The sequence below is a fragment of the Peribacillus sp. P4_B1 genome (genome assembly GCF_056402395.1).
Genome location: NZ_JBFUHM010000047.1, coordinates 18,487 through 35,224, shown reverse-complemented (window position 1 = coordinate 35,224; position 16,738 = coordinate 18,487). Strand labels below are relative to the sequence as shown.

Below are 16,738 nucleotides of genomic sequence, written 5' to 3'. Positions count from 1 at the left end.
GCTCCAAAGTGTACTAGAGCCGCTTGGGTGTCTGGCCCCCCCTTGCTGTGAGCTATAATATTTACTTTTTCGCCCCCGAAATGGTTACTGATTTCTGCAAGCATTTGAGCTAGCAGCCTTCCGTTAGCATATTGGCTAACTGATCCATTTCCAGCAGAATCGTAAAGCTGTACAAAAACCGTTTGATAGCCCGCTTCATATGCCATAGTATACATATCATTGACACCGTGATAGTCCGTTTCACCGTACCAGCTGGCTGAATTGCCATTTTTACCTTGGACAAATACGATCGGTGGTTTATTTGGGTCAAGATTGGGAGGGGTACTTCCCAGAAACCAATCCCCTGGGTTGAACGTTTCGGATGGAGGCTTCAATTTTCCCGCTGAGGAAAAGTTCGGCTTTGCCATAATTAATATGGTTAGTATGAGGACAAGAAAAACGACATAATTGATTACATTCCTTTTCAATTGTTATTCTCCTCCCATGGTATTTTTCGAATTCACCTATTATCAATGGCCTCCTTTACGGGTATCCTATATCATTCATTAGTTTATATTTGTACTTTTTCCTGCCATTACCTGCTAACTTCATAAAAGATGGGAAAAAAAAACTAGAAGAAAATTATTAATATAGAGATAAAGTATGAAGATGTTATAAAGAGTGCGCCTCGTAAAAAATCCAGGTTAGTTTGATGCCTACATGAGTTTATCTGGTTCACATCACTTCCTGAACGATTGGCTTCAGAAGAACTTATGAAGGATATGTTACTAGCGATTGCTAGTAAACACGAAGAAAAAAAGAAAACAAGCCCTTCTCCTGCAAAGGATAGAGGGCTTGACTTTCTTATGAACAACATTATTAATTTTTCCGTCGAATATGCCACTGTCCAATTGCCCCTAATCATGTTGTTTTGAAATCCGTCCTTTGTAAGAAATAAATCACAGCAATTGGCTGTCATAATAGAATTCCAGTATCAAACGGCTATTTTATACAAATGATCGATACATTTCACTTAAACAGCTCTCATGATACTCCATCAAAATGTTTCCCCCTGTGGGTGAGTCCATAACAATTGGGTCCGCCATCGAAGTACATTTCCATAAAAACAATACCGGCATGCCGATTCGGAGTTTGGATTATTAACTCCGTTAAGCACTTACCCCTCCCCCATCATACCTGTATTTCACCCTGAGAACTGGATAATTGACTTCAGTGATAAGCTCATCCTTTCGATTGTACAGTTTGAATACACCGTTGTGTACGATAATATCCTCAATGATTTCTCCACGAATTTCCTTTCCAATCGCAAAGGTGCTAACAGCAACTCCTACTGCAACTTCAATAGACCTAATTTCTCTTTCCACTCTTTTCACCTTCTTTCCATTCTCACTCGAATCATCATAACCATGAACTTTGTCCCTTGGCAGGTTAGGATTACTATTGATTAGATTTTTCATTCCAGGAATGGCTTCTCTAGTATGGACACACAATATCGATTGAACTTTCAACTACATTTGAAGTGTAGATGAGGGTCAAAAAAAATGATATCGTCGATTGAGAATCCTACACATTCAGCGAACATATACGCCTTATCGATTCGCAGAGGAATCTTATATTGCTCATAGTCAATGTAGGTCCTCTTGGCCATTTTTAGCACTTTAGCCATTTCCTCTTGGGTTAACCCTTTATACTTCCTCGCTTGTTTAAGTGTAAACTTAACGTTTGTCATACCTTGTCACCACCTATCTAAAAAAATGATATCACACTTGAAGTATAGTTACCAACGATTTTTTGTAAAATTCACGCACTTTAAGTTTACTCACTTTCACTCATAGTGTATATTCAAGTTAGAGGTGAAGAAATATGCACATTGGTGAAAGGATTAAAATGTTAAGAAAAGAAAGAAAAATGACACAAGAAGATTTGGCAAACATATTAAAAGTGGCCCCAACGGCAGTATCAGCATGGGAATCCGGACGGAATAAACCTTTAATGGATAAATTGAGCATGATATCCACATGCTTCGAAATCCCGCTATCCCACCTCATTGAGGGAGCACCTATCATTAGAAATGATCCTGCAATGGAATTTTTAAATGAAAAGAATGTCAGATTAATTGGTGTCTATGGAAATATACCTGCCGGAGAGCCTAACTTTACCAACGAATATATAGAAGCGTATATGCCGACGTTAAATTCCATGCTTAAATCGAATAAGGAATATTTTTTCCTTAGAGTAAAGGGCAACAGCATGAACAAAGAATTCAGTGATGGATCATTGATCCTCGTTGAAAAAACAACCTACGTCGACAGCGGAAAAATTGGTGTGGTCTTAGTAAATGGTCATGATGGTACAGTCAAAAAAGTGATTATCAATGAAGAAAACATCACACTCATCCCCTGCAGCACGGATCCTTTTTATGAAGAAAAAACCTATCATATCAAAAATGATAGAGTCCGAATTTTAGGAAAAGTGGTACAGGCGATTAAAATATACGATTAATACCCAACTCTAGGGTTTCATTGGCAAATTAAAGAAAAGCTATAATACATAGATTAATTCAATTCGTTAAGCCAAACATTTATCCACTTATACATATTAGGTACAAGCCATTTTGGTTTGTGCCTTTTAATATTATTTTATATGAGTGAATGCATTCGGCAACTAACTTCGCCCAGGACGCTTTTTTCAATCTCCTTGCTTTTTATGCAGACTCAACCATTTTGTCAACCCAGCCAAGGTGCTCCTTTATTTTTCCATTCTCCTATGCCCTTACTTTTTATTCTTTGGTCCACAACCCCATTTAAGAATCGTATAATGGGTTGATACGTATTTGCCTCTGTAGCTCTAGCAGGGAAGAGCGCTGGAAAACATTGTAGCCACCGGGTCGCAAGGTAAGGGTTACAGAAGCACCGAAAAGCAAATAAACTGAGGCAGGTGGAATTCCGCCAGTGAAAATCCTTAGGGAAGCGTGTTCTCCCCTAACCTATGCTTATGAAAGGATTGGGGTTCGAATCCGTCAGGGGCTTGTTTCCTTGATGAACTGCGATTTATATATACTGCCAAGCCAGGCTTGATGATTAAGATTGATCTCCCCCTTGTATCACGGGTTATAGCTTGTCCTTCCGTAAAAAAAGCGGTTCCCCTTTTATGGCATACCATTCAAAGTCCCCTTTTGCCTTCTGTGCAACTTTATGATTTCCTTTAGTGAAGAGGCTGTGGCCATCGCAGTCTTTCAATCTTTAATTTCCCCGTTTATCAGTTTTAGAATTGCTTTTTTATAATTCCCCCAAAAAACAGTTAAGGTTAAAAATATATTCACAAAGGCTTCCGCCATTATTGAAAGAATGGCGGAAACGGGAAAAGTCCCTCTCTTTTTAGAGAAGGACTACCTGCGTGATGTGCTTTCTGGAAGCTATAAATAATTTAACCAGTCAACTATAAATTATTCATTTCACCCGCAATTTCTGCTCTACGGTAATGGTGAACTGGCTGTCAAGATCGTTCCAATCCTTAATTTGCTGAACTGTGCTGCCATATGCCCCGCTTAAGGAGTATACAGTGTCCCCACTAACGACAGTATGGTATACCGCTGTAATTTTCTTGGTAAGATTGAAGCATTTAACTATACCGTTTACATGCCCGCGAGCCAGTGTTTCAATAAAGGATGCCATTTTTAATCTGGCTGCGTCATTGACATTATCGATAAATCCATTTTCAGTCAGGAGTGCGGGCATGTCCGTTTCACGGAGCACATGTAAATCGCCTGTTTTTTGTCCCCTGTCTTGGAAGCTGATAAGCTTCATGACCTCTGAATGAATATGATCTTGATACGTTTTCGTTATCTGGTTGGTTGACGTATAAACGTAATCCTCATACCCAGTGCCTCCGCCAGCATTAATGTGGATGGAGAGGTAGAAGTCAGCTCCCCAAGCGTTCGCTTGATTCGTCCGATCGTCTAAAGAGGGGTACGTATCTTGGGGCCTGCTCATTTTTATAGAAACGTTATTATATTCTATTAATAATATGTCTTTGATTCTAGTTGCAATAGATAAAGTTAAATCCTTTTCTCTCAATCCATTACCCACTGATCCTGAATCCGTACCGCCGTGGCCGGGATCAATAAATATTTTTACCATTTCACTCACCTCTATTAATCTTATGTTGGACATTACCAAATGCCTGTACACATAACTACCGGATTAAAGAAAATTTCATAATATTAGATTCGGTTTCCTTACTAGGTCTACGGTTAACATGAAATGCGTTCTTCCTTTTCCCTAAAAAAACACCTCTCCTGGTGTTTCAGTCTGTAGACAAACTCGATTTTCATCGAGTTTGTCTACAGTTTTTTATGGCTTGGACAATTTGAACGTTGATTGGAATGTTGGGAACTCGCTTTCCGCGGGCGGTCCGCCCTCTGCTTGCGCCTGCGTGGTCTCCCATAGACGCGCTTTTCCCGCAGGAGTCACACACACCCGTTCCAATCAACTTTGTTATAAAATTTAGATAAAATCTCTTTTGCCTTCAGTCTTTTTTTTAAGATGGCAGGATTAAAACATTCCCTACAATGCACGAGAATCTTTTTGACTTCTTGAAAAAGCTATCTTCTATTATTTTACTTTGGTAAAATTGAACAATAACTTAAATCAAATAGAGGTTCCATAATATATGGAATTCACTAACCAGGTTCTTTTAAGGATGCTGATACATGGAAACAAATGAAATTAAGGATTTGGATAATGTTATGACCGAGACCTAATCCCGTGAAATGGACCTTTATTCAAATTTACAAAAAAAGGTTAACAACTTCATTCATACTTTCGTTGAAGGGGATTTCATTACAGAATCAATCACTCCAACTTCGATGTTTATTTGGAGAAAAATCATCTGACTTTTTACCAATAGAACAAGCAACACAAAAACAAAGGTTTTATAAAATGGCATGGTGTGGGGAAACGGTGAATTAAATGAAGGGGAAGTCGATGATATCCATTTTGCTGCACCATTGAATCCTTTGATGGTTGATGTGAGGTTATCGGAACGGCAATCGATATCACCGAAAAAAAAGAGGTGAAAGCAGAATTCGAGAATTGGAAAAATTAGCGGCTGCAGGTGAATTGGTGCTGGAATAGCCCATGAAATCCGAATCCTTTGACTTCCTTAACCAAATCATCAGTGAACGGATACATGATGCAAGCATCCTAGAATATCTTGGGATCATGGTGGTGGAACTGGATAGGATTAATAACATCGTTAATGAATTTATATTTATAGCAAAACCTGATGAAACCATTAAAATCAGTAGAAACAATATTTACTCCATCATAACGAATATCATTAAATTCATGGAACCACAGTGAAATTTAAGGCATCCGGTTTATTTTTGAATCCAAACAGCCTCCCTTAAGGCAGTATGTGATCAAAACCTAATGAAACAGGTGTTGATTAACCTTATACAAAACTCTTTTGAAGCAACTGATGAAGACAGTGATGATATAAAAAGCCTTTTTAAACGTTACAGGTGAAAAATTGATGAATGTTTGAAACGGATGTAAAACTGTCCTTTATTCCCATTGGCTGTCTTTCCACTCATTTAAGCTGCTTAATAATCTATATTAGAATGATTTTGGGCCAACAGCAGCTGAAAATTCCTTTTCGCAATTGCATCCCGCACAATATGGATTCTTCTTTCCCTATTGTGCTATTTTTTTCTCTTTTTATAGTGGGTACTTCTTAAAAGATGAAAAAGGCTGTTTTCACATACTTTGTTGCTATTTACCAGGTAGTGAGTTGTGGTTGATTTCCACTCCAGATGCTCGCTTTCCTTGGTGCGGGCGGTGAGCCTCCTCGGTGTAAACGCCTGTGGGGCCTCACCTGTCCCGCTGCTCCCGCAGGAGTCTCGCACTTCCGCTCCAATCAGCCTTAAATAGTTTCGTTTTATAAACAAAAATCTTTACGAAAAGAGCCATGAAAAAAAAGTGTTTGAACGCTAATATTGATATCCCATCTATAATGTGAACTTAAACGCCTGAACATTGTCCGGGATTTTAAAAGGAGAAGACGTATGAAAAATGAATATGGTAAGTTTGAACAATTGGTTCAAAAGTTGGATCCAGGCATCAAACTCATTCGCGCATGGGAATTAAAAGGCGGAATTTCTGCTCAGGTGACAGGACTTGAAATGTTACAATCTACAGGGAGGATCATAAGGATGATCGTTCGTCAGCATGGTGATAATGACTTGAAACGGAATCCGAATATTGCGGCAGATGAACACAGGCTCTTAGGGATATTGAAGTCTGCGGGTTTGCCTGTACCGAAGCCTTATTACATCGAGCAATCCTGTGAGGTTTTTTCTAGGCCATGTTTACTTATCGAGTTTATTGAGGGCAAGCCAGATTTTACCCCCTCAAATCTTAATGATCATATCTTACAATTGGCAATCAATCTAGCAAAAATCCATCATGTTGATTGTACGAAGCTACCTTTATCTTTCCTCCCTAAACTAGAAAATTCATATGGAGAAATGTTAGATAGAGAAGATGGGGCAATCCTGGAAGAAACCTTAAATCTGAGCTTGATTAGAGATTTGTTAAAATCATACATGCCATTACGCCCAATGAATAAGGAAGTGATCCTTCACGGTGATTATTGGCCAGGAAATATATTATGGAAAGAAGATAAACTAGTTTCTATAATTGATTGGGAAGACTCAGGCTTAGGGGACCCTTTGGCTGACCTTGCCAATAGTCAACTCGAGATTTTATTTCATTTTGGAATGGATGCAATGAGTGACTTTACCATTCAATATAAATCCATGATGCCGGAGTTGAATTTTACAAACTTACCCTTCTGGCAATTATTTGCCGCATTACGATTATCTGATTTTCCTGAATGGGGCTTGGAAAAAAGCAAGGAAAATACCTGGAAGAAAAGACACAAGTCATTTGTTCGTCAAGCAATTAACCAAATTCGTTTAAATTAATGTATCTTCAATTTTTTTAATATGAGTGACAGATCTGATATGCCTATGAACTTTTGATAAAGGCATTTATACCAGTCCCTTTATCAACTTTTTTCATAAACTAACAATGACTTCCAAAAAAATCCAGGAGGTGTTTAAATGTATAATAAGCCCTGGGGGCATCCGAAAGGCGGTCAATGTCCACTACAATATTGCCCACCTCATAGAATCCCTACTCAGTATAATCCACCTCAAATCCCCCCGACAAAGCAATATGTTAAAACTAATGTCATTAACACTGTGATTCCGGTTTTTCACCCGACACATACAACTACCGTGAATAAACATTTCACCACATATATACCGCATACCCGAAGTATCGTGAAAGAGTGTTATACCCAAAGCTTTGTTTGCGGAGTTCCTCAATCCCCCAGTTTTTCGAGGAGAATGTTAAGATATTAATTTAAAAAACCCCGATTCGGGGTTTTTATTAATTCCTTCCATCAACCTTTGAAATTTGACATTCAAAGGATTTACAACTGTCTAAATGCAAACTCCCTATATTTTTTAAAGTGTTGTTTCTTATAAAACTCTTTTGCATCAGTGTTTTCAAACCAATAATCCAGTTCAATTAAATCTATATCATTCTTTTTCGCAATTTCATATATCTTATTCATTAGTTGCTTACCGTAGCCCTTTTGGGTTTGACTTTCAGCGATACTAAGCTGATGCACATATACTGATTTATATTCATTTTTAAAAGCACTTTCTGGATAGTTTTTAATTTCAATCCATGCGTAACCGATCGGTTCTTCATATTCTTTTAAAAGAAGAAAAACAAAACTTTTATTTTCAACCAAACTTTTGAAAGTTTCTTTCATTGCACTATAATTATATTCCTTAAAATACTTAGGATATAGTTTGGCATGCAGGCTGTGGACATTTTGATTTAATTTTGCAATTACTTCATGATCCCGGGTTTGACTAACATACATAATAATCCCCCTGTCTATACAATGAAACATTCATTATTTAATATAAATTCCATGAAAGAAGTTCACCCTATCATAAGCATTTAATGAACTTAATTCGGCAAAATCCCTAAAAGTTCCTGTTTGACTTTCTTATATTACGAGCCTTTCAAAAGGAAAGATCAGCCCAGTAGCCTTCGATTTAAAGAAAAGTCTCGCAGGCAATGCATACAAACTGATTCTCTTAATCTTACTGGTATACGAGATGGCCCATCAAATGAAGAGTAACTAGAGTAATGGATGCGCTTGGCAGCAACCCTGGTATTATTCAATATAAGAAAGACTATCTTGACGTTTTTTTAACATAAAGGAAGTTTGTTCTCATTATTATCCGAACTGCTGCTAAACAATCTGAAATGGCTTATTATATAACTTTCCATATAGGATAAGCCTAATATTGTGGAACATGATAGGATATATCCTGATACGGTAAGGATTATTAGACTGGATATAGGTGGTTTTAGTTTAATTAGGGGGCCTTTGGATGTTAAGATGCTTGGTGAAGAAATAATGAAAATATTGGAGGAGTTCATCTTGAATCCATATGCATATTTGGCAATAGCCATCATAAGTGAAGTGTTTGGCAGCTCGATGTTAAAAGTATCAAACGGATTCAAAAAGTTATTCCCTTCAATTGCTGTTGTAATTGCAATGGGTTTGGCTTTTTATTGCCTGTCTTTATCTCTTAAAACAATTCCACTTGGAACGGCTTATGCTATATGGTCGGGAATAGGTACTGCTTTAACTGCATTAGTGGGAGTTATCGTTTATAAAGAAGGCTTTAACCTGAAAAAAATTTTAGGTTTAGCCCTAATCATTGGCGGAGTGGTTGTTTTGAAACTCTCCAGTGGCGACGCTCATTAATATTTTGAGGAACGGAGGTAATTATATGAAAGGATACATAGCTTTAGGAATATCAATCATAAGTGAAATATTTGGCACAACCATGCTTAAGTTATCTGAAGGATTCACTCATTTATTCGCTTCATTTGGGGTCATTATTGGATTCGGAATCGCATTTTATAGCTTATCCGTATGTCTTAAAACAATTCCGTTAAGTTTGGCATATGCCATTTGGGCAGGAATCGGCACAGCTTTAACTGCATTAATAGGCGTACTATTATGGAGTGAGCCATTTAGTATCACTACATTAGGAGGCTTAGTATTAATCATTGGTGGAGTGGTTTTACTAAACGCTTCCCATACTCCCAAACAAGCAGAAGGATCGTCAAACTAATGGTTTGCGATTCCTCCTATGTCTATAAGAAAAACACGATACCTTGAACTGCATTAGAAAAGGCCGCCTGCGCGACCTTCCCTTTTAAATGGAGCTGAGTTTTATGAATCAGTCCTTCAATTGAATTTAATTTTTACAGACTTTTTTTCATGATAACCTATTTGTTTTTTCATTTCCTCCTTAGCTTGCCAGCATATTTCTCAGGGTTTCACCAAGTCCGTCGAGCAAAGTCCGTGAACTTGAATTTATCGGGTCTATGCCTGGATTCGCTATACTGAAACAAGCTTCCATCAATTAAATGAACCGTACTTTTCACTACTGCCACCATATCGTAGTCTTCTATGTCCAATAATTGTTTATCTTCTTCACTGCATGGCTCCACAGTAATTTCCTTATTGGAAAAACCAATCTGGAGCCCGAGTTCCTTTTCGATATATCCATAAATCGAATCCTCACAAATTTCCCTTGTCAGATTAGTTACGAACCCACTATTGAAATAGTCTTTGTCCAGAATGATTTTATTCCCATTGATTTGCCGAACCCGGAACACTTTCCACACTTCCTCACCTTCAGTTAAGTCAAGAAGCTTGATTATGCTTGTGTCCGGGGACTCAAGCTCCATGGTATGGATGATCGTTTTGGAATGCAGATTCAACTTTTCCACCATTTCTTTATAGGAAATCAAGCCTGCTACAGGAAAATTAAATTTGCTGAAATCCAATACAAAGGAACCCTTGCCTTTGATTTTATGGATATACCCATTTTGTTCAAGCAATTGCAAGGACTTTCTTACAGTATCCCTGGAGATGTCATACTCTTCCATGAAGCTGCTTTCGGAAGGAAGCTTTGAATTTGTCGGAAAGGTTCCTCCTTCAATTTTTGAAACGATATCACCATATAGTGATAGGTATTTGCTGTTCATTTCATCACCACAATATATTTTTGTTAGTCTGCTACTCGTCCTTTTTCAACAAATAGACAACCGATTCATAGGGACGAATGATAATGTCATCTGCAAAGTCTTTCGAATCGATATAGTTCGAGAGTAGGAGCTCTGACTTGAATCCGGATAGGTTTGCATCTTTTGGAATTTCGAAGGGCACTTCTTTTGCATAAAAGTTATTGATGACCAAAAGTTTCTCGTCTTCATGACTGCGAACATAAGCGAACAATTGGTCATGGTCGCCAAGAATTTCCTGGTAGTCCCCATATGCAATGATATCATGTTTCTTCCGTAAAAATATAAGTTTTTGGTAATGATGAAAAATGGAATCCTGATCCTTCAGTGCGTGTTCTGCGTTGATTACTTTAGCATTATCAGGCACTGAAATCCATGGTGTCCCTTTTGTAAAGCCTGCGTGCTCCGTATCTTCCCACTGCATGGGAGTTCGAGAATTATCACGGGATTTAGTTTGAAGAATTTCGATTATTTCCTTTTCATCTTTGCCTGCCTCTTTTAAAATATTATAATAATTAATCGATTCCACATCCCGATATTGTCCAATATCATTGAATTTCGGATTGGCCATCCCTATTTCCTCCCCTTGATAAATATAAGGGGTTCCCCTAAGCATATGAATGGCTGTTGCCAGCATCTTGGCAGACTCCTTATGATACTCTCGATCATTCCCAAACCTGGATACAATCCTCGGCTGGTCATGGTTGCACCAGAACAGGGCATTCCATCCATTTCCTTCTTGCATCCCATACTGCCAGCTGCTTAGGATCTCCTTTAACTGTCTGAAGTCAAAATCTGCAAGTGACCACTTTTCCCCATCCTTGTAATCCACCTTTAGATGATGGAAACTGAATACCATGGACAGCTCCTTTTCAACTGGAGATGAATATTTGATGCAATGGTCAATGGTCGTCGATGACATTTCCCCTACAGTCATCACCTCTACATCCTTCCCAAATGTTTCTTCATTCATCTCTTTAAGGAATTGATGAATTTTGGGACCATCTGTATAAAAGCATCGTCCATCTCCATCATTGTCATTTTCATAGATGTCAGGTTTCGAAATAAGATTGATCACATCCAAACGGAATCCTTTAACACCTTTATCCATCCAGAAGTTTACTACATTGAAGATTTCCCGCCTTACTCTGGGATTTTCCCAATTAAGATCAGCTTGGGTCCGATCGAACAAGTGAAGGTAGTATTCATCATGTTCCGCTAGATATTCCCATGCAGGGCCTCCGAATTTCGAAATCCAATTGGTAGGGGGCTCTCCATCTTTCGATTTCTTAAATATATAATAGTCCTTATATTCTTTCTCTCCAGCCAATGCTTTTTGGAACCATTCATGCTCTGTTGATGTATGGTTGAATACCATATCCAGCATGATTTGGATATCCCGCGAATTAGCTTCCTTCACCAATCTTTCGAAATCATCCATCGTCCCGAAAACAGGATCAATGGATGTATAATCCGCTACATCATATCCATTATCATTCTGAGGTGAACGATAAAAAGGGGTCAGCCAAATATAATCTACTCCGAGTATGTTCAAATAATCAAGTTTTTCAATAACGCCATTTATATCCCCGATGCCGTCACCGTTCGAATCCTTAAATGACTTCGGATAAATTTGATAGATGGTACTTTTTTTAAAATCCTTCATTGTGATTCCTCCTCTGCTATCCCTGTTGTCTCTTTTGCAAGTATGGTAAAAAAGAGGGAGAATTCTCTCCCTCCACGTTATTAAGCATTTAATTTCGTTGTTTTCGTTCTTGTTTTCAAATTCATTTTAGGACGTTTGGAGAATACGATAGTCAAAATGAATGGCACAACGAAAGCAACCAACATCGCGAGTGCAAACATTCCCATGTACTGTGGCTGGATGGATAGGATACCCGGGATCCCTCCAACACCGATGGAATTTGCCATTACTCCAGATCCGACTGAAACGATGCCTGCGAAAAGTGAACCGATCATACCGGCTAAGAACGGAAAGCCGTATTTCAGGTTAATCCCGAACATGGCTGGCTCGGTTACACCGAGATAACATGAAATCGTAGCGGGTATGGAAACTTGTCTTTCCTCCTGGTCCTTTCTGTTGATGTAAATCATCGCAAGCACTGCCGTTCCTTGTGCAATATTAGATAATGCGATCATCGGCCATAGGTTCGTACCGCCCAGTTCACTCATAAGCTGAAGATCGATTGCGTTTGTCATGTGATGCAGTCCCGTGATGACAAGCGGTGCATAGGCAAAGCCGAAAACTGCAGCAAATAGCCAGCCAACTGATGAATTCAATCCGGAATATACAACCGTAGAAATGACAGAACCGATTTTCCAACCTAAAGGCCCCAAAATGGTGTGGGCAATGATCACAGTTGGAAGTAAAGCAAAAAATGGAACGACGATCATGGAAATGGAATTGTGCACTTTATCTCTCAAGAACCGTTCTAAATATGCCAAGACGAACCCTGCAAGTATCGCTGGGATGACTTGAGCCTGATAGCCGATCATATCAACCTGGGCAAAACCGAAATCCCAAAAAGGTATGTCACTTGCCTTTGTGTTTGCCACTGCATATGCATTAAGAAGTTGTGGGGAAACCAGGGTCAAACCAAGGACGATGCCGAGAATTTGAGTCGTGCCCATTTTCTTCGAGATGGACCATGTAATCCCAACAGGAAGAAAATGAAAAATAGCTTCACCTATCAGCCAAAGGAAGGCATGTACTCCTGACCAAAATTGTGAAATATCCACAAGGGTCTTTGTGCTATCATCGAACATTTTAATATCGCCAATGATATTACGGAATCCAAGAATGAGTCCGCCAACGACAATGGCAGGAATCAGCGGGGTAAAAATATCCGCAAGATGGGCAATCATACGCTGCAGCCAGCTCATATTCTGTTTAGCTGCTTCTTTCACATCTTCTTTTGACGCTTCCTGAAGTCCAGCCATGGAAACGAATTCATTATAAAACGATGACACTTCATTCCCGATTATGACCTGGAACTGGCCAGCTTGTGTAAACGTTCCTTTCACAAGCTTAATCGATTCGATATTCGTTACATCCGCCTTGGAGGGGTCCTTCAAAGCAAAACGCATTCTTGTCGCACAATGCGTAACCGTCGCAATATTCTCTTTCCCTCCGACATGTTGAAGCAAATCCGTTGCTGGTTCTGTGTATTTACCCATTTCACTACTTCCTTTCCCTAGAAAGCAAAATATAGTTGTTTTTATAACCTGTACGTATAGGTTCTGTATACGCTTTCATATTATCCTGTACGTACAGGCCCTGTCAAGAACTTTTTCCCTCACTTTAAAGGGATTGATTATCATGCACTTTCATTACTATTCTGTTATTGCTAATATGGATGTTTGATTACACGATTCATGTTATCGCCGTATCTATCAACAATCTCTCAAGAAACCAAGGATTCCTAACATGGATAACTAGCTGAAAAAATCATAAATAGGGTATAATGATGATATAACCTCTCAATTAACATTCTAATGGTTAGATTTTAACAGGGAGATGAACTTATGTCCGAAACTAATAAATTTCCACTTATAACAGGTAATCTTTCTCTGGATTTAGTGAACACAGAACTAGTCAGTCGTGGTCAACGGCAAGACTTATTACTTTCAGAACGGGATGTGCTGGACTGGCTTACTGTAATAAAAGGGAAAAACTCATATTGGGATAATCCGCTATCATTAAACATTAAAGGGAGAATTCAACAAGTATTTGTAGGCGTTCTAGAAATGCGTTCGATTTTAAGAAAACAATTTGAGTCAATAGCAGATGGGAATATGGTTCCTGATGAGTTTATCGCCTTTTTAGAATATAAAATCGAAAAATCACCTTTCACTTATAAATTAATGGATCAAAAACTGGTTCCCATACCTGTTGGAGAAGCGGAAGATATCCTGCTATCTTATATTGCTTTCGACACATTAACATTAATCGAAGAAAATAAGCTGTCATCACTAAAGCGATGCTCGAATGATGATTGCGTCCTGTTATTTATCGACGAAAGCGGAAGACGCAAGTGGTGTTCAATGAAAATATGCGGGAATAGAAAAAAGGTAGCCCGATTTCAACACCGGAAATCTGATGATCAATGAAGAGCTAACTTATTATATAAGTTTGTCTACATTTTTTAGGGTTGGTACATTTTGAACGTTGATTACCTCTCCAGGCACTCGCTTTCCGCGGGCGATCCGCCCTCGGCGCCTTTGCGCCTGCGGGGTCTCCCCTGGACGCGCTTTTCCCGCAGAAGTCTCGCACACCCGATCCAATCAACTTTGTTTTAACTTTTAGATAAAACCCCTTTGGCTACAGTATTTCCAACTTATTATATAAGTTGGTTTTTTTATGAATCATTAAAATAACCCCTAAAAATGATTTTGACAGGTTAGTTTAATTCATGTAAAGTCTAATATATAAAAAAGGAGAGGTAATATTGGACCGTATATCAATAGCAAGGCATAAAGAAAAACGCTTTTTTCATATTCGTTATTTATCGAAGATGAAGGGAAAAGGAAGAAGCCCTTTACAGATAAATGTAAAGGACGCAATAACCGGACTGATTGGGGGATTTTTAACGATATTCGCTTTAATTCTTTTAACAAAAATAACATCAGCAGTGTGGTTAATGGCTCCTTTTGGTGCCAGCTGTGTACTGGCGTTCGGTCTGTGGAACGTGCCGTTATCACAGCCACGGAATATTATTGGCGGCCATTTTGTTTCAACATTCGTAGGTTTAGCTTCTTATCATTTTTTTGGCGACGAGCCTTGGGCGATCGGCTTGGCTGTCGGATTAGCCATTGCGGTGATGATGCTGACAAAAACGACGCACCCACCAGCTGGTGCAGATCCGCTTGTAATTATGCTTGGCCAGTATAGCTGGAGTTATTTATTTACGCCTGTTTTAACTGGTGCTGTGATAATCGTTTTCCTGGCATTGTTAATTAATAATTTGCGCAGCAATCGGAGCTATCCAACTTTTTGGATATGATGTAAATAGAAATATAAGCCTTTTAATGCGATAACGATTTAACGAAGTGTATTCAAAATCGGAGAAAAATGAATAATCTGCACTTATATCTAAATAACAAAAAGAGGAGCTAGTGTGCTCCTCTCAGACTGTAGACCAGTTTTTTTAAGTTTTTAAAATTTGACCGTTGCGTGGAACGTAAGGCACTCGCTTTCCGCAGGAGACTCGCACACCCGTTTCAATCAATTTTGTTTTAACAGTTAGATAGAACTCCTTTTGCCTACAGTCTTTAATATTTTAAAATAGAAGTATTAAAACCCTATCGTTAACAACAGTTCTGTTCATTCGAAATTATCAATAAACAATTAATTTTCAGCGTTTAGTTTTACACGCGTTTCTGCAACTTCTACTCCGTTTACGAGAAGGGAGATTCGATGGATTCCCGAGTAATGACGACGCGTAGTTAAATCCTTCCAATTGTGAACCCTCACTCTTTCAACTCCTTCACTACCTGAGAAATCCCTATCTGCCAAAAGGAAAATTTTACGAGAATTTTTCTGATTGGCTTTTACAAAATCGATGGCGTACTCAATGCGAAGTTTCACTGGATTCTTTTCTTGCACTAGAAAGCCGAAATGAAGTTCACTGGTTTCGCCAATAAAAATCGAGTCTGGTTCATTTCTAATAAAAGCGCTTGAAATAATATTAGGATTATTCAATACATCCGCGTATCCAAATAATGAAAGGACTTCTGGATCCGCTTGGCGAACTAGGGTCCTGCATCCCCGTCGGACAATCCAAATCGTGTTGGGGTCTCCGCTTTCATACCAGCGCTTTGCAGTTTCTATTACGGTTTTAGGATGATCTTTGGCAATATCATTCAAGTTATTGGCCACACTTTTGCGAACATAGAGGGATGAATCGTCTTTCAGGTTCTCAAGTAATTCCAAGACTGGTGTCGGATCTGATTTGAACATCGGTAAAGATTGCCCCCAAGGTAACCTAGGCCTGCATCCTTCACTTGCCAGCCTGCGGACATGCTCATCCTCATGTTTTGTCCATTCCTTCATCTTCGCCATCATTTGAACGGAATCAAACAAGATAAAGGCACGTACTGCAAATTCGGATGATGATTTTGAAGTAAACCGCTCCAAGGCATCAAGCGATAACGGCCAATCTTTCTTATTCAATCCATGCACCTCTACAAAATCCGGGAAAAATAAATATCGAAAACCTTCACAATCCTTATCAAGTCGATACAATATATCCAATGCCTTTTCATAATCACTAGAAAGATGCTTTCCAAGGGTAATCGAAATATGTCTAATTCGTTCTTTTAACTTCCTCTCGTCCCAATCCTCATCAATCACTTCCTCTACAAACGATTCAGTAGAGAAAGACGGATGGACACCCTTTACTTTTTCACCGAATTCACGAATAAAAGTTTCATTATATATATCCTTTAAGGGCTCAGCCATTTATTTCACTTCCTTTCTTCAGGTATATATTTTGCTTTTGTAAGCCATTCCTTTATCGTATATG

19 protein-coding genes are annotated in these 16,738 nt (G+C 38.8%); 9 read left to right on the top strand and 10 right to left on the bottom strand.

Annotation, left to right across the window (positions count from 1 at the left end; all coding sequences use genetic code 11):
- Positions 1-407: esterase/lipase family protein (locus tag AC1DVK_RS21290; protein WP_477627320.1), on the bottom strand; the 407-nt coding region annotated here is incomplete at its 3' end.
- 327 nt (positions 408-734) lie between these two features.
- Between AC1DVK_RS21290 and AC1DVK_RS21285 the strand changes: the two genes are divergently transcribed.
- Entirely contained in the window at positions 735-914 is a 180-nt protein-coding gene (locus AC1DVK_RS21285; protein WP_477627319.1) for a hypothetical protein, read from the top strand.
- 234 nt (positions 915-1,148) lie between these two features.
- Here AC1DVK_RS21285 and AC1DVK_RS21280 read toward each other — a convergent pair whose 3' ends face one another.
- Both AC1DVK_RS21280 and AC1DVK_RS21275 read right to left on the bottom strand, forming a co-directional pair.
- On the bottom strand, positions 1,149-1,457 hold the full coding sequence (locus AC1DVK_RS21280) for a hypothetical protein (protein ID WP_477627318.1): 309 nt from the start codon (positions 1,455-1,457) through the stop codon (positions 1,149-1,151).
- A gap of 47 nt (positions 1,458-1,504) precedes the next feature.
- A complete protein-coding gene (locus AC1DVK_RS21275; protein WP_061462697.1) occupies positions 1,505-1,729 on the bottom strand; it encodes a helix-turn-helix transcriptional regulator in 225 nt (74 codons plus the stop codon).
- Between the two features lie 134 nt (positions 1,730-1,863).
- On the opposite strand from AC1DVK_RS21275, the gene AC1DVK_RS21270 reads away from it, so the two are divergent.
- On the top strand, positions 1,864-2,502 hold the full coding sequence (locus AC1DVK_RS21270; RefSeq protein ID WP_089364973.1) for a LexA family protein: 639 nt from the start codon (positions 1,864-1,866) through the stop codon (positions 2,500-2,502).
- Between the two features lie 947 nt (positions 2,503-3,449).
- Here AC1DVK_RS21270 and AC1DVK_RS21265 read toward each other — a convergent pair.
- Positions 3,450-4,139, bottom strand: coding sequence for an N-acetylmuramoyl-L-alanine amidase (locus AC1DVK_RS21265; protein ID WP_477627317.1), 690 nt, complete (start codon positions 4,137-4,139; stop codon positions 3,450-3,452).
- Between the two features lie 999 nt (positions 4,140-5,138).
- On the opposite strand from AC1DVK_RS21265, the gene AC1DVK_RS21260 reads away from it, so the two are divergent.
- Positions 5,139-5,363: a hypothetical protein gene (locus AC1DVK_RS21260; protein WP_410862195.1), complete on the top strand. Its 225-nt coding sequence runs from the start codon at positions 5,139-5,141 to the stop codon at positions 5,361-5,363.
- Between the two features lie 341 nt (positions 5,364-5,704).
- Here the strand turns inward: AC1DVK_RS21260 and AC1DVK_RS21255 are convergent, their stop codons facing one another.
- On the bottom strand, positions 5,705-5,950 hold the full coding sequence (locus AC1DVK_RS21255; RefSeq protein ID WP_477627316.1) for a hypothetical protein: 246 nt from the start codon (positions 5,948-5,950) through the stop codon (positions 5,705-5,707).
- Positions 5,951-6,067: 117 nt separating this feature from the next.
- Between AC1DVK_RS21255 and AC1DVK_RS21250 the strand changes: the two genes are divergently transcribed.
- On the top strand, positions 6,068-6,988 hold the full coding sequence (locus AC1DVK_RS21250; RefSeq protein ID WP_477627315.1) for a phosphotransferase family protein: 921 nt from the start codon (positions 6,068-6,070) through the stop codon (positions 6,986-6,988).
- A 138-nt stretch (positions 6,989-7,126) separates the two neighbouring features.
- Entirely contained in the window at positions 7,127-7,429 is a 303-nt protein-coding gene (locus AC1DVK_RS21245) for a CotD family spore coat protein (protein ID WP_289320578.1), read from the top strand.
- 71 nt (positions 7,430-7,500) lie between these two features.
- On the opposite strand, the gene AC1DVK_RS21240 is transcribed toward AC1DVK_RS21245, so the two are convergent.
- Positions 7,501-7,962 carry a GNAT family N-acetyltransferase gene (locus AC1DVK_RS21240; RefSeq protein ID WP_289320579.1) on the bottom strand — a complete coding sequence of 154 codons (462 nt, stop codon included), beginning with the start codon at positions 7,960-7,962 and terminating at the stop codon, positions 7,501-7,503.
- 570 nt (positions 7,963-8,532) lie between these two features.
- On the opposite strand from AC1DVK_RS21240, the gene AC1DVK_RS21235 reads away from it, so the two are divergent.
- Positions 8,533-8,862, top strand: a complete 330-nt coding sequence (locus tag AC1DVK_RS21235) for a DMT family transporter (protein ID WP_061466043.1) — start codon at positions 8,533-8,535, stop codon at positions 8,860-8,862.
- A 25-nt stretch (positions 8,863-8,887) separates the two neighbouring features.
- Positions 8,888-9,235: a DMT family transporter gene (locus tag AC1DVK_RS21230; protein ID WP_289320580.1), complete on the top strand. Its 348-nt coding sequence runs from the start codon at positions 8,888-8,890 to the stop codon at positions 9,233-9,235.
- A 208-nt stretch (positions 9,236-9,443) separates the two neighbouring features.
- Here AC1DVK_RS21230 and treR read toward each other — a convergent pair whose 3' ends face one another.
- The 3 genes from treR to treP form a co-directional block, all read right to left on the bottom strand.
- Complete coding sequence (gene treR / locus AC1DVK_RS21225) at positions 9,444-10,157, bottom strand: trehalose operon repressor (protein ID WP_061462682.1); 714 nt, start codon at positions 10,155-10,157, stop codon at positions 9,444-9,446.
- 31 nt (positions 10,158-10,188) lie between these two features.
- On the bottom strand, positions 10,189-11,859 hold the full coding sequence (treC, locus tag AC1DVK_RS21220) for an alpha,alpha-phosphotrehalase (protein WP_477627314.1): 1,671 nt from the start codon (positions 11,857-11,859) through the stop codon (positions 10,189-10,191).
- A gap of 80 nt (positions 11,860-11,939) precedes the next feature.
- A complete protein-coding gene (gene treP / locus AC1DVK_RS21215) occupies positions 11,940-13,391 on the bottom strand; it encodes a PTS system trehalose-specific EIIBC component (protein WP_410862201.1) in 1,452 nt (483 codons plus the stop codon).
- Between the two features lie 348 nt (positions 13,392-13,739).
- On the opposite strand from treP, the gene AC1DVK_RS21210 reads away from it, so the two are divergent.
- Entirely contained in the window at positions 13,740-14,324 is a 585-nt protein-coding gene (locus AC1DVK_RS21210; RefSeq protein WP_477627313.1) for a CGNR zinc finger domain-containing protein, read from the top strand.
- A 338-nt stretch (positions 14,325-14,662) separates the two neighbouring features.
- On the top strand, positions 14,663-15,217 hold the full coding sequence (locus tag AC1DVK_RS21205) for an HPP family protein (protein ID WP_125162410.1): 555 nt from the start codon (positions 14,663-14,665) through the stop codon (positions 15,215-15,217).
- 344 nt (positions 15,218-15,561) lie between these two features.
- On the opposite strand, the gene AC1DVK_RS21200 is transcribed toward AC1DVK_RS21205, so the two are convergent.
- The gene (locus AC1DVK_RS21200; protein ID WP_289320582.1) at positions 15,562-16,674 is read right to left on the bottom strand and encodes a DNA alkylation repair protein; all 1,113 of its coding nucleotides are present in this window, start codon (positions 16,672-16,674) and stop codon (positions 15,562-15,564) included.
- Positions 16,675-16,738: the final 64 nt, after the last annotated feature.